Raw genomic sequence first — 13447 nt, 5'->3', positions numbered from 1 at the left:
TTCGGATGGGCCTTTTTTGTTATCTGTCACTTGTAATAAATGCCTGACCAACAAGTCAGGCAATTAATTAGCAACCTATCATTACACCGCCGATTCCTGAACCACACGAATCACACGCTGTGGAAACGGAATATCGATGCCGGCAGTCTTTAAACGATCACGGGATTGTTCGTTAAACATGAACATCACATCCCAATAATCTGCAGTTTTAACCCAGACCCGCAGGGAAACAGTGATCGAACTATCGCCCAAGGTAGAAATGACAGCCTGCGGCGCCGGATCCTGCAGAACGCGATCATCCTTGGCCAGATCCAGCAGCACCTGACGGGCCTTTTGCAGATCGGCTTCGTAATTGACACCCACATCAAACACAACCTTGCGGGTTGGCTGACGGTTGGTGTTGGTAATGATGCCATTCGACAGATTGCCGTTCGGCACGATGATGGTCTTGTTGTCGCCGGTACGCAGCACGGTGTGGAAAATCTGGATGCTGTCGACAGTACCCGCCACGCCTTGCGCTTCGATCCAGTCACCGATACGGAACGGACGGAACAGCAGAATCAGCACGCCACCGGCAAAGTTCGCCAGGCTGCCCTGCAATGCCAGGCCGATGGCCAGGCCGGCCGCACCGATCGCCGCCACAAACGAAGTGGTCTCGACGCCGATCATCGAGGCCACGCTGACGATCAACAGCACCTTGAGAATGATGTTGGCCAGGCTGCTGATGAAACCTTGCAAAGCCAGGTCGGCATTGCGCAGAGCCAGCAGGCCACCGAGTTTTTGCGTGACCTTGTTGATCAGCCACCAGCCGATCGCCAGGGTAATCACCGCCAACAGCACACGACTGCCGTATTCCATGATCATCGGAATCCACGCCTGGGACGCCTTGACCAGGTTGTCTACCTCAGCATTCAAATCCATCTTTTATCTCCTGATTGCCGGCTTCCCGGGCTGAAAAAATCAGCGGCAGAACGACCGGCCCTGTGGGGGCTCAATCGTTTCTGCCGCTGCTTGGGCCTCGGACGCTGAAAACGCCGAGAGGTTCCCGACTCGGATGGCTCAGTCGCGGAAGTTGTTGAATTGCAGTGGCATGCCGAATTCCTTGGCGCGCAAGGCAGCGATGGCTTCCTGCAGGTCGTCACGCTTCTTGCCGGTCACACGCACCTGCTCGCCCTGAATGGCGGCCTGCACCTTGAGCTTGGCTTCCTTGATGTGGCCGACGATCTTCTTCGCCAGTTCCTTGTCGATGCCTTCCTTCAGCACGGCGTCCTGCTTCATCAGTTTGCCCGATGCGAAGGAGTCTTTGACTTCGAGGCACTGTACGTCAATCTTGCGTTTGACCAGGGCCAGCTTGAGGATCTCGATCATCGCTTCCAGCTGGAAATCGGCTTCAGCGGTCAGGTGGACGGTCAGGTCCTTTTCCTTGAATTCGAAGCTGCCCTTGCCTTTCAGGTCATAACGACGATCGAGTTCCTTCACGGCGTTCTCGACCGCGTTGGTGAGTTCGTGTTTGTCCAGTTCGGATACCACGTCGAACGACGGCATGTAATCTCTCCAATAAAAAGGCGCGCTCGTTCAGGACGCGGCGCGCTTGGCTTGCGGTTAAAATCGGGCTCATTATAACGGGTCTTTTCCCACCGACACGGCGAGCCTTGCATGCCTGTACCTTACCGAGTGAAAAACTGATGTCCACCCCCTGGCATATCCTCGGCGCCGGAAGTCTCGGCACACTCTGGGCCACGCGTCTGGCCCGGGCCGGATTGCCAGTCCGGTTGATCCTGCGCGATATCGATCGTTTGCATGACTATGCGACGGCGGGCGGCCTGACCCTCGTGGAACAAGGCGTGGCCAGCAGCTACGCCATCCCTGGTGAAACACCGGACAGTCCCGAACCGATCCGCCGCCTGCTGGTAGCGTGCAAGGCCTACGACGCCGAAAGCGCCGTGGCCGGCGTCGCTCATCGCCTGGCGCCGGATGCAGAACTGATTCTTTTGCAGAACGGCCTCGGCAGTCAGGAAGCGGTCGCCGCGCAAGTCCCGCAGGCCCGCTGCATCAGCGCCTCCAGCACCGAAGGCGCGTTTCGCGATGGCGACTGGCGCGTGGTCTTTGCCGGCCACGGTTACACCTGGCTCGGCGATGCCGGTCATCCCGTGGCACCGTTCTGGCTGGATGATCTTGAAGCGGCAAAGATTCCTCATGAATGGAGCGCGGACATCCTCACCCGACTGTGGCGAAAACTGGCGCTCAACTGCGCGATCAATCCGCTGACGGTGTTGCACGACTGCCGCAACGGTGGATTGCAGGAGCATCACTGCGAAGTCGCCACGCTGTGCGCCGAACTGACCGAATTGCTGGAGCGTTGCGGCCAGCCAGCAGCGGCGGACAACCTGCAACAGGAAGTCGAACGGGTGATTTCGGCCACCGCAGCCAATTTCTCGTCCATGTATCAGGACGTGGCCAGCAAACGCCGCACCGAGATCAGCTACCTGCTGGGTCATGCCTGCAAGGTTGCGCAGAGGCACCAGCTCAACCTGCCGCATTTGAAGCAATTGCAGCAGCGCCTGACCGTGCATCTGCACAGTCTCGGATTGCCCGTCGACTGAGCAGCGGCTACGCTGCCCACTTGTTCCTTTGCTGCGATAAACCTGATGCCATTGCGCCAGCGCCTCGAAAACCTGCCGGTCGGCCAGAAACTGCTGGCCGCCCTGCTGGTGCTGTTGACCACCGTGTTACTGGTCGCCAACCTGACCTTCATCAGCGCGGCCTATTACATCTCCCAGGAAAGCATGGCGCCCCAGGCGTTGCAGACCATTGGCCGACTGGTATCGAACCCGAGCCTGGTCGCCGAAGCGTTGCAGTCACCGCAAAGCGCCGAGCGCCTGCTCAAGGAACTCGACAGTTACTCGCCGCTGCGCGCTGCCGCCCTGTATGACGGCAAGGGCGACCGCATTGCGCAAGTACAACGCGGCGACAAGCTCAACCTGCCGGAGCGCTTCCGGCATATCGAAGCCTGGCAACTCACCGAGTTTCGCAGCAACCAGCTGATCACCCTGCCCCGCCCCGGCACTGCGCCGGGTCATCTGTTGCTGGTGGCCAGCAGCGAACTGCCGATGGCGTTCTACACCGGCACCCTGACGGCGAGCCTGGGGATCCTGATCTTCAGCGTACTGCTGTGGCTGGTGATTGCCCGGCAGATCAAACGCCTGATCACCCGGCCGATCCATCAACTCGAAGAACTGTCCCGCCAGGTCACCCGCGAGGAGAACTACGCCCTGCGCGCCTCACGCGGCAACCACGACGAAATCGGCAGTCTGGCCGAGGCCTTCAACACCATGCTTTCACGCATCGAGGCCCGGGAGCAGCAGCTCAAGCGCGCCCGCGATGACTCGCAAGCCGCCTACGATCAGGCGCAGGGGCTGGCCGAAGAAACCCGCCACACCAACCGCAAACTGGAGCTGGAAGTCCAGGTGCGGAGCAAGATCGAGAAGAAGCTCACGGGTTTTCAGAACTACCTCAACAGCATCATCGACTCCATGCCCTCGGCGCTGATCGCCCTCGACGAGCAGCTCTATGTCACGCAATGGAACCAGGAGGCCAGCGCCCTCTCCGGCACCCGGCTGGACGAAGCGCTGAATCAGCCGATCTTCCTCGCGTTCGAACCGCTCAAGCCGTTCCTGCCGCAGCTCAAGCAGACCGTCGAACAACACACCGTAGCGAAAATCGAGCGGGTGACCTGGTTCAAGGACGACGAGCCCAAGCATTACGCCCTGACGTTTTATCCACTGATGGGCGGTGCCGGACGCGGCGTGGTGATCCGTATCGACGACATCACCCAGCGCCTCTCGCTGGAGGACATGATGGTGCAGTCGGAAAAAATGCTCTCGGTCGGCGGCCTCGCCGCCGGCATGGCCCACGAGATCAACAATCCGCTGGGTGCGATCCTGCACAACGTGCAGAACATTCGCCGGCGTCTGTCGCCCGACCTGCCGAAAAACCTCGAGCAGGCCGAACAACTGGGCATCGAACTGGATACCGTGAACCGCTACCTGCAAGGCCGGGAAGTCCCGCAATTGCTCGACGGCATTCAGCAGGCCGGTGCCAGGGCGGCAAAAATCGTCACCCACATGCTCAGTTTCAGCCGCCGCAGCACCCGGCAGATGGCCCCTTGCGACCTGCCGGCGCTGATCGATCAAGCGGTGGATATTGCCGGCAACGACTTCGACCTAGCGATCGGCTTCGACTTCAAGGGGCAGGCGATCATCCGTCAGTTCGACCCGGCGCTGGGTCCGGTCCCGGGTACCGCCAACGAGCTTGAACAGGTGCTGCTCAACCTGCTGAAAAACGCTGCACAGGCAATTCACCTGCGCGAAGACGACAGTGAGCCGGGGCGGATCATCCTGCGCACCAAACTCAATCCGCCGTGGGCCGAGATACAGGTCGAGGACAACGGCATCGGCATGAGCGAGAACGTGCGCAAACGTACCTTCGAGCCGTTCTTCACCACCAAGGAAATCGGCCAGGGCACGGGGCTCGGGCTGTCGGTGTCGTATTTCATCATCACCAACAACCACAAAGGGCAGATGGAAGTGCAGTCGGCACCGGGACAAGGCACCTGCTTCACCCTGCGCCTGCCGCTCACGCAACCTGCACCCATCGCCGCAGAAACCAATCAACTACCGAGGTAAACCATGGGCTTTCGCTTGTCGAAGATCTACACCCGCACCGGCGACAAAGGCGAAACCGGCCTCGGCGATGGTCGCCGCGTACCCAAGGATCACCCGCGCATCGAAGCCATTGGCGAGGTCGACACGCTGAACAGTCAGGTCGGCGTGCTGCTGGCCGGGTTGATCGCCGAACGCGAAACCTGTCCAGGGCTGAATGAATTGATCGACGTGTTGGCGCCCTGTCAGCACCGCTTGTTCGACCTCGGTGGCGAGCTGGCGATGCCGGAATATCAGGCGCTGAACACGGCAGAAATCGAACGGCTGGAAGCGGCCATCGATGTCTGGAACGAGGAATTGGGACCGCTGGAAAACTTCATTCTGCCCGGCGGTTCGATGCTGATTGCCCAGGCGCATGTCTGCCGCAGCCTGGCGCGCAGTGCGGAGCGGCGTTGCCAGCATTTGAATGCGATCGAACCGTTGGCCGGGGTGGGCCTGGCTTACATCAATCGCTTGTCGGATCTGTTGTTTGTGGCGGCGAGGCTGATTGCCCGGCGCCAGGGCATTGCTGAAATTCTGTGGCAACCCGCCGCAAAACCCGAAAACTGATCACTCCCACGCCTGGCGCGGGAGTGTTCAGATGTCCAGTCAGGCCTCAGGCCAGAAGGCCCGAATCCCCGCCACACCCTGAGCCCCGGCATTCCACGCTTTCTCGCGCTCGGCCGGGCCGACTCCACCCAACAGGAATACCGGCTTGCTGAAGCCTTCGATCAGCGTCGAAGCCTGCTCCCAGCCCAGCGGCTGCGCATCCGGATGAGTCAGGGTCGGCTGCACTGGCGAAAGAGTGACGAAATCCACGCCCATCTGCTCGGCCAGCGCCAGTTCTTCAGCATTGTGGCAGGACGCTGCCAACCAGCGCTCAGCCGGTAGCGGACGCCCCGCTGCCGCGTACTTGCGCAGTTGCGCCGAGGTAATGTGCCAACCTGCGGACGGGAAATCACCCAGCCACTCGAACGGGCCCTTGATCATCAACTGCGCCTTGCCGGCACACAGGCCGACCGCGTCCACCGCCAGATCGCGGTACTTCGGGTCATAACCATTGGGCGCACGCAGCTGGATCAGCTTGATGCCCCTGGCAATAGCCTTCTGGATACCGCGCAGCAAGGCCGGGGTTTCCAGATCTTCCGGGGTGATCAGGTATTCAGCGGGCAGACGCGCCGCCGCCACGATCGGCTGGTTGGCTGCCGGGAATTCGTAATTTGCCAGTTCCTTGGCCGACACCCAGGCCAATGGCTGACCTTCGGCGCCGTGGGGTTCGCCAGTGAAGCTTGAGACTTCCCAGACATCCAGCAACACCTGCTTGTCGGGGTAATCGTGGCGAACCTTGATCAGCGGGCGAGCAGCGCCGACGACAATGCCCAACTCTTCGTGCAGTTCACGGGCCAGCGCAGTTTCAACCGACTCATCGGCCTCAACCTTGCCACCGGGAAATTCCCACAGACCGCCCTGGTGCTGGGTATCGGCCCGGCGGGCGATGAGGATTTTGCCGCTGTCGTCACGGATGACGGCAGCAGCGACGTGTACGCGTTTCACGACTGCAACTCCTCCAGTCCTGCCTTTTGCCAGGCCTTGAAGGCTGGCCATTGGTAAACGGTTTCAACATAGGCCTGATCCACGGCCGGCAACTGCACCTGATAGGTGCGCAGACGCACGGCAATCGGCGCGAAGAACGCATCCGCCAACGACACGCGACCAAACAGGAACGGCCCCGGCTCGGTAGCCACGGCACGGCATTCAGCCCACAGCGCGAGCATGCGCTCGACATCGACCTTCACTTCCGGCGGTACCGGGTTGAGCGGCGCGTCGTGGCTCAGGTTGAACGGCATATGATTGCGCATGGCGAAGAAACCGCTGTGCATCTGCGCGCAGGCAGAACGCGCCTGAGCGCGGGCCGCGATATCAGTCGGCCAGAGCTGTTCGGAAGGAAACTGTTCGGCCAGGTATTCGGCAATCGCCAGAGAGTCGGCGATGGTGCCCCGTGCGGTGGTCAGCAGCGGCACCTTGCCGGTGGGCGAATGCTTGAGCAGGCGCTCGCGGGTGTCGGGCCTGCCGAGTTTGATCAGCTCTTCGGTGTAGGGCGCGCCGGTCAGTTCAAGCGCCAGTGCCGCGCGCAGGGACCAGGAGGAAAGCAGTTTGTCGCCGATGATCAGGTGAAGGCTCATGTTCGGGTCCTTTCATGGGACAGAAGAAAAGGAGGCCCGCAGACCTCCCTCTTCGGCAGGGATCAGGTGCGGTATTCGGCGTTGATCTTCACGTACTCGTGGGACAGGTCGGTGGTCCAGATGGTTTCGCTGCAATCGCCGCGACCCAGTTCGATACGGATGGTGATCTCTTCCTGCTGCATCACCGCCGAGCCCTGGGCTTCAGTGTAGGTCGCCGCACGGGCGCCACGGCTGGCGATGCACACTTCACCGAGGAACACGTCGATCTTGCTCACGTCCAGATCCGGCACGCCGGCACGGCCGACAGCGGCGAGGATGCGGCCCCAGTTCGGGTCGGAAGCGAACAGTGCAGTCTTGATCAGCGGCGAGTGGGCCACGGTGTAGCCGATGTCCAGGCATTCCTGGTGATTGCCGCCGCCGTTGACTTCAACGGTCACGAACTTGGTCGCGCCTTCGCCGTCACGCACGATGGCCTGAGCCACGTCCATGCACACTTCGAACACGGCCTGTTTCAGCTTGGCGAACAGCTCGCCTTCGGCACGGGTGATTTCCGGCAGCGCAGCCTTGCCGGTGGCGATCAGCATGCAGCAGTCGTTGGTCGAGGTGTCGCCGTCGATGGTGATGCGGTTGAACGACTTGTTGGCGCCGTCCAGCATCAGGTTGTGCAACACGTCGCGGGAGACTTTGGCGTCGGTGGCGATGTAGCCGAGCATGGTCGCCATGTTCGGACGGATCATGCCCGCGCCCTTGCTGATGCCGGTGACAGTGATGGTCACGCCGTCATGCTGGAACTGGCGGCTGGCGCCTTTTGGCAAGGTGTCGGTGGTCATGATGCCGGTGGCGGCCGCTTCCCAGTTGTTTTCCGACAGATCGTCCAGCGCGGCCTGCAAGGCGCCTTCGATCTTCTCGACCGGCAGCGGCTCGCCGATCACGCCGGTGGAGTACGGCAGGATCTGGCTGGCATCCACGCCGGTCAGTTCAGCCAGTTTCGCGGTCGTGCGCTCAGCGGCGGCCAGGCCAGGCTCGCCGGTGCCAGCGTTGGCATTGCCGGTGTTGGTCAACAGGTAGCGCACAGCGTTCTGCACGCGTTTCTTGGCCAGGATCACCGGCGCGGCGCAGAAAGCGTTCAACGTGAACACGCCCGCCACGGTGGAACCTTCGGCACAGCGCATCACGACGACATCCTTGCGCCCAGGGCGCTTGATGCCGGCCGAAGCGATACCGAGTTCAAAACCGGCAACCGGGTGCAACGTTGGCAAAGGACCAAGACCAACAGCCATGAATGCGCTCCTTACTCAATGATGTCAGCACCGCCAAGCGTAGTGACGGTGGTGTAAATGGCAAAACGCCGCGACGGCTGGTGCCGGTCGCGGCGCGGGTATATCAGCGATTGAAACGGGTTTTACTGGATCTGCCCGTGGCAATGCTTGAATTTCTTGCCCGAACCGCAGTAGCACAGTTCGTTGCGGCCCAGCTTCTGCTCGTTGCGAACCGGCGCGGTAGCCAGGGCCACATCGACCTCTTCACCGACCAGTGCTTCCGGCTGCTCCAGACCTGGCGCCTCGGCGTGTTCGAACTGCATACGCGCGGCCAGCGCTTCGGCTTCCTGACGCAGACGCGCCTCTTCCTCGGCCGGATCTTCGCGGCGAACCTGAACGTGCGACAGCACACGGATCGAGTCGCGCTTGATCGAATCCAGCAGCTCGGAGAACAGCGTGAAGGACTCGCGCTTGTATTCCTGCTTCGGGTTCTTCTGGGCGTAGCCACGCAGGTGGATGCCGTGACGCAGGTGATCCATGGTCGACAGGTGGTCTTTCCACAGGTCGTCCAGAACGCGCAGCACGATCTGTTTCTCGAAGGAGCGCAGTGCATCGGCACCGGCCTGGTCTTCTTTCTCGTTGTACGCGGCGATCAGCTCGTTCATCAGCTTCTCGCGCAGGGTTTCTTCGTACAGGTGATCGTCTTCGTCGAGCCATTGCTGGATCGGCAGTTTCACACCGAAGTCGCTGGCGATCGACGCTTCCAGACCGGCCACGTCCCACTGCTCTGGCAGCGATTGCGGCGGAATGTGTGCGCTGACGGTGGCGTTCAGTACGTCCTGACGGAAATCAGCGATGGTCTCGCCGATGTTGTCCGCGGCCAGCAACGTGTTACGCATGTGATAGATCACTTTACGCTGTTCGTTGTTGACGTCGTCGAACTCGAGCAATTGCTTGCGAATGTCGAAGTTGCGGCCTTCAACCTTGCGCTGGGCCTTCTCGATGGCGTTGGTCACCATGCGGTGCTCGATCGCTTCACCGGACTGCATGCCCAGGGCTTTCATGAAGTTCTTCACCCGGTCAGAGGCGAAGATACGCATCAGGCTGTCTTCCAGCGACAGGTAGAAGCGGCTGGAACCGGCGTCACCCTGACGGCCGGCACGGCCACGCAGCTGGTTGTCGATACGACGGGATTCGTGACGCTCGGACGCGATCACCTGCAAGCCGCCGGACTCCAGCACTTGCTGGTGACGCTTCTGCCAGTCGGCCTTGATCTGGGCGATCTGCTCAGGGGTCGGGTTTTCCAGCGACGCGACTTCAACTTCCCAGTTGCCGCCCAACAGGATGTCGGTACCACGACCGGCCATGTTAGTAGCGATGGTCAGGGCGCCCGGACGACCGGCCTGCGCGATGATCTCGGCTTCTTTTTCGTGGAACTTGGCGTTCAGAACCTTGTGTTCGATGCCTTCCTTCACGAGCAATGCGGACATGTGCTCGGAGGTTTCGATGGTGGCAGTACCCACCAGCACCGGACGACCAGCAGCCATGCTTTCCTTGATGTCATTGACGATCGCCGCGTATTTCTCTTCGGCGGTCAGGAACACCAGGTCGTTGTAGTCCTTACGGGCCAACGGCTTGTTGGTCGGGATCACGATGACCGGCAGACCATAGATCTGGTGGAATTCGAACGCTTCGGTATCGGCCGTACCGGTCATGCCGGACAGCTTGTCGTACAGACGGAAGTAGTTCTGGAACGTGGTCGATGCCAGGGTCTGGCTCTCGGCCTGGATGTTCAGGTTTTCCTTGGCTTCGATGGCCTGGTGCAGGCCTTCGGACAGACGACGACCCGGCATGGTACGGCCGGTGTGTTCGTCGACCAGTACGACCTGACCGTCCTGCACGATGTATTCAACGTTGCGGTTGAACAGTTTGTGCGCACGCAGGCCGGCGTAAACGTGAGTCAGCAGGCTCAGGTTATGCGCCGAGTACAGGCTCTCGCCCTCGGCCAGCAGACCGATGCTGGTCAGTTGGTCTTCGATGAACTGGTGACCGGCTTCGTTGAGTTCGACCTGACGGGTTTTCTCGTCGACGGTGAAGTGGCCTTCCTGGGTGACGACGCCTTCGACTTCTTCGACGTGCAGCTTGAGTTTCGGGATCAGTTTGTTGATCTCGATGTACAGCTTGGAGCTGTCCTCGGCCTGACCGGAAATGATCAGCGGAGTACGCGCTTCGTCGATGAGGATGGAGTCGACTTCGTCGATCACGGCAAAGTTGAGTTCGCGCTGGAATTTCTCTTCCATGCTGAACGCCATGTTGTCGCGCAGGTAGTCGAACCCGAATTCGTTGTTGGTGCCGTAGGTAATGTCGGCGGCGTAGGCCAGACGTTTCTCTTCCGGCGGCTGGAACGGCGTCACGATGCCGACGGTCAGGCCGAGGAATTCATACAGCGGACGCATCCAGTTGGCGTCACGGCGGGCCAGGTAGTCGTTCACGGTCACAACGTGCACGCCCTTGCCGGACAGCGCGTTGAGGTAAACGCCCAGGGTACCCACCAGGGTCTTGCCTTCACCGGTACGCATTTCGGCAATCCGGCCTTCATGCAGGGTCATGCCGCCGATCAGCTGGACGTCGAAGTGACGCATGCCCATGACACGCTTGCCGGCTTCGCGGGCGACCGCAAAAGCTTCCGGCAACAGCTTGTCGAGGGTTTCCCCTTTGGCGATGCGGTCCTTGAACTCTGCGGTCTTGGCGCGCAGTTGATCGTCCGAGAGGGCGACCATCTTCTCTTCGAAGGCATTGACGAGCTGCACCGTCTTGAGCATGCGTTTGACTTCACGCTCGTTCTTGCTTCCAAAAAGTTTCTTTAACAAAGGCGCAAACATATCGGCAGGATCTTCCACACTAAAGGGATGGAGGGCGGCCCCGTGAGTCGCCCGTGCAGCCCTCATGGCCGCATGCGAACGAGCATTCTACCCGGAAACGGTGGTGAGGAAAGTGGCGATATTCCACGATGCTGGCACTGCGCTTTGACGGGGCTCACTTAAAATAGGGGCGTTTTGCTCAACTTCAAGCCGTTGGAGGCAGAAGTTAGTCGTTGATTTAATGGGCAAAGCAGGGACAAAAGCAATGGGCGAGTGAAATGGGTGCTATCTGCTACCATGGCGCCTCTGTTACTTCAGGTGTTAGATCATGGCATTTCGCCCTCTTACAGCCAGAGCGCCCGCCGTTCTGCTTCGCGAAGCCAAGCCGCTGAAAGCCATCCTCGGCCATGCCCAACGTCTGGGCCGTCTGCAACGCCTGCTCGAAAGCCAACTGCAACCCGCCGCCCGCGAGCATTGTCATGTCGCGTCGTGGCGTGAAGGCAATCTGTTGCTGATTGTCACCGATGGCCATTGGGCCACACGCCTGCGCTACCAGCAAAAACGCCTGCAACGGCAACTGCAGATGTTCGATGAGTTCGCCAACCTGACGCGGATTCAGTTCAAGGTCCAGCCGCCAACGGTGCAGCGCGGTGCAGCCGGGCACACGATGGACTTGTCGACGGATGCGGCGGCGACCATTCAGTCGACCGCCGACGGGATCAGTGATCCGAACCTGCGTGCGGCGCTGGAGCGTCTGGCGGCGCACGCTAAAGCCAAATCCTGACCAAAAACCTGTGGGAGCACGCTCCCACGGGTGTTATCGACGTTTACTGCCACCGAGCAGAGAACCCATCAGGCCGCGCACCAACTGTTTACCCAGCGAATTCGCTGCCTGGCGCATCGCCGACTTGAGCGCCTGCCCCGCTGCCGTCCCGAGGAACTCCCCGGCCTTGTCCGCCAGGCTCGGTTCCTCTGCCGCCGGTTTGCCTGGCGCGGTTTCGCCCTCCGACGCCAGCCCTTTGCGCCCCATCAGGATTTCATAGGCCGACTCCCGATCGATCGGCTTGTCATAGCGGCCCTTGAACGGCGAACCGGCAATCAGCACGGTGCGTTCGGTCTCGGTCAACGGCCCGATCCGCGATTGCGGCGGCGCCACCAGCACCCGCTGGACCATTTCCGGCGTGCCTTTTTCCTGCAAGGTGCCGACCAGCGCCTCGCCGATCCCGAGTTCAGTCAACACCGACAACGTATCGAACGCCGGATTCGGCCGGAAGCCATCCGCCACCGCCCGCAGGGATTTCTGCTCCTTGGCGGTGAATGCCCGCAGACCGTGCTGGACCCGCAGGCCCAGTTGCGCCAGCACATCGTCCGGCAAATCGCCCGGCGACTGGGTGACGAAATACACACCGACGCCCTTGGAACGGATCAGCCGCACCACCTGCTCCAGACGTTCCTGCAAGGCCTTGGGTGTATCGCCGAACAACAAGTGCGCTTCGTCGAAGAACAGTGCCAGCAACGGTTTGTCGGCATCGCCACGTTCCGGCAATTGCTCGAACAGCTCGGCGAGCAACCACAGCAGGAACGTCGCGTAGACCTTCGGCGCTTCATGCACCAGGCGACTGGCATCGAGCAAATGAATGCGCCCGCGACCGTCGGCGGCCGGTTGCAGAATGTCCTCCAGTTGCAGCGCCGGCTCGCCGAACAAGGCTTCGGCGCCCTGCTGTTCAAGGATCGCCAGACGCCGTAACAGCGCCTGGCTGGAACCGGTGGTGAACAACGCGGCGTCTTCGCCGAGCAGCTGCGGGTTGTCCTTGAGGTGGTTGAGCAGCGCTTTCAGGTCTTTCAGATCCAGCAGCAACAGGCCTTCGCGGTCGGCGACCTTGAACGCCGCGTACAACGCCGACTGCTGGCTGTCGGTCAACTCCAGCAAGGCACCGATCAACAATGGCCCCATTTCACTCAGCGTTGTGCGCAGCGGATGACCGGACTCGCCGTGAATGTCCCACAAGGTCACGGGATAAGCCTGAGGCTTGTAGTTGAGCCACGGCATGCCGGCGATGCGCTCGGCGACCTTGCCCTGGGGATTGCCGGCGGCGCCGAGGCCGCATAGGTCACCCTTGATGTCGGCGGCGAACACCGCGACCCCGGCGTCACTGAACGCTTCGGCCAGCCGTTGCAGGGTGACGGTCTTGCCAGTGCCGGTCGCGCCGGCCACCAGTCCATGACGGTTGGCCAGGCGCATCGCCTGGGCGATCGGTTGCCCGGCGAGATCGGCGCCGATAACGAGTTGCGAGGAGTCAGGCATTTGGTCACCCAATAGTTAATCTTTGTCGAGCATGGCCGATAGAGAGAAGTGAGAGACCGGATCAAAAGTCCGGTCCGTGATTTCCCTAAGGAGAGACGGAAATATCACTCAGCTTTCACACCTGCCCATTTTGCGCGCC

Annotated in this window: 11 protein-coding genes; 4 read left to right on the top strand and 7 right to left on the bottom strand. The window is 61.0% G+C overall.

The genetic code is table 11. The annotated features are described in order from the left end of the window. Positions 1-81 precede the first annotated feature (81 nt). Together AC07N4_RS22745 and AC07N4_RS22740 are read right to left on the bottom strand one after the other, a co-directional pair. Positions 82-921, bottom strand: coding sequence for a mechanosensitive ion channel family protein (locus AC07N4_RS22745; protein ID WP_493066007.1), 840 nt, complete (start codon positions 919-921; stop codon positions 82-84). Between the two features lie 138 nt (positions 922-1059). Then, the gene (locus AC07N4_RS22740; protein ID WP_007951218.1) at positions 1060-1545 is read right to left on the bottom strand and encodes a YajQ family cyclic di-GMP-binding protein; all 486 of its coding nucleotides are present in this window, start codon (positions 1543-1545) and stop codon (positions 1060-1062) included. 140 nt (positions 1546-1685) lie between these two features. Between AC07N4_RS22740 and AC07N4_RS22735 the strand changes: the two genes are divergently transcribed. The 3 genes from AC07N4_RS22735 to AC07N4_RS22725 are packed head-to-tail and all read left to right on the top strand — an operon-like array spanning position 1686 to position 5270. Further along, positions 1686-2603, top strand: coding sequence for a putative 2-dehydropantoate 2-reductase (locus AC07N4_RS22735; protein WP_493066008.1), 918 nt, complete (start codon positions 1686-1688; stop codon positions 2601-2603). Between the two features lie 45 nt (positions 2604-2648). Beyond that, the gene (locus AC07N4_RS22730) at positions 2649-4685 is read left to right on the top strand and encodes a sensor histidine kinase (RefSeq protein WP_102621271.1); all 2037 of its coding nucleotides are present in this window, start codon (positions 2649-2651) and stop codon (positions 4683-4685) included. Between the two features lie 3 nt (positions 4686-4688). Next, positions 4689-5270 carry a cob(I)yrinic acid a,c-diamide adenosyltransferase gene (locus AC07N4_RS22725; RefSeq protein WP_273538295.1) on the top strand — a complete coding sequence of 194 codons (582 nt, stop codon included), beginning with the start codon at positions 4689-4691 and terminating at the stop codon, positions 5268-5270. Positions 5271-5309: 39 nt separating this feature from the next. Here the strand turns inward: AC07N4_RS22725 and AC07N4_RS22720 are convergent, their stop codons facing one another. The 4 genes from AC07N4_RS22720 to secA all read right to left on the bottom strand — a co-directional run bounded on the left by AC07N4_RS22720 (position 5310) and on the right by secA (position 11024). After that, the gene (locus AC07N4_RS22720; protein WP_493066009.1) at positions 5310-6254 is read right to left on the bottom strand and encodes a Nudix family hydrolase; all 945 of its coding nucleotides are present in this window, start codon (positions 6252-6254) and stop codon (positions 5310-5312) included. After that, positions 6251-6883, bottom strand: a complete 633-nt coding sequence (locus tag AC07N4_RS22715; protein ID WP_493066010.1) for a glutathione S-transferase family protein — start codon at positions 6881-6883, stop codon at positions 6251-6253. Before AC07N4_RS22715 ends, AC07N4_RS22720 begins: the two co-directional genes overlap by 4 nt. 62 nt (positions 6884-6945) lie before the next feature. Next, positions 6946-8163 (bottom strand): bifunctional glutamate N-acetyltransferase/amino-acid acetyltransferase ArgJ, encoded by a 1218-nt coding sequence (gene argJ / locus AC07N4_RS22710; RefSeq protein WP_493066011.1) that lies wholly within the window; start codon positions 8161-8163, stop codon positions 6946-6948. A 122-nt stretch (positions 8164-8285) separates the two neighbouring features. Then, positions 8286-11024 carry a preprotein translocase subunit SecA gene (gene secA / locus AC07N4_RS22705; RefSeq protein ID WP_096818321.1) on the bottom strand — a complete coding sequence of 913 codons (2739 nt, stop codon included), beginning with the start codon at positions 11022-11024 and terminating at the stop codon, positions 8286-8288. 307 nt (positions 11025-11331) lie between these two features. Here secA and AC07N4_RS22700 point away from each other — a divergent pair, with 307 nt between their 5' ends. Beyond that, positions 11332-11787 (top strand): DUF721 domain-containing protein, encoded by a 456-nt coding sequence (locus tag AC07N4_RS22700; RefSeq protein WP_096818322.1) that lies wholly within the window; start codon positions 11332-11334, stop codon positions 11785-11787. A gap of 33 nt (positions 11788-11820) precedes the next feature. Here AC07N4_RS22700 and AC07N4_RS22695 read toward each other — a convergent pair whose 3' ends face one another. After that, positions 11821-13308 carry a helicase HerA-like domain-containing protein gene (locus tag AC07N4_RS22695; protein WP_493066012.1) on the bottom strand — a complete coding sequence of 496 codons (1488 nt, stop codon included), beginning with the start codon at positions 13306-13308 and terminating at the stop codon, positions 11821-11823. Between the last annotated feature and the right edge of the window lie 139 nt (positions 13309-13447).

This window comes from Pseudomonas sp. GW821-FHT09E04 (assembly GCF_059416185.1).
The sequence above is the reverse complement of the archived record's forward strand: the minus strand, read 5'-3'. Positions and strand labels throughout refer to the sequence as shown.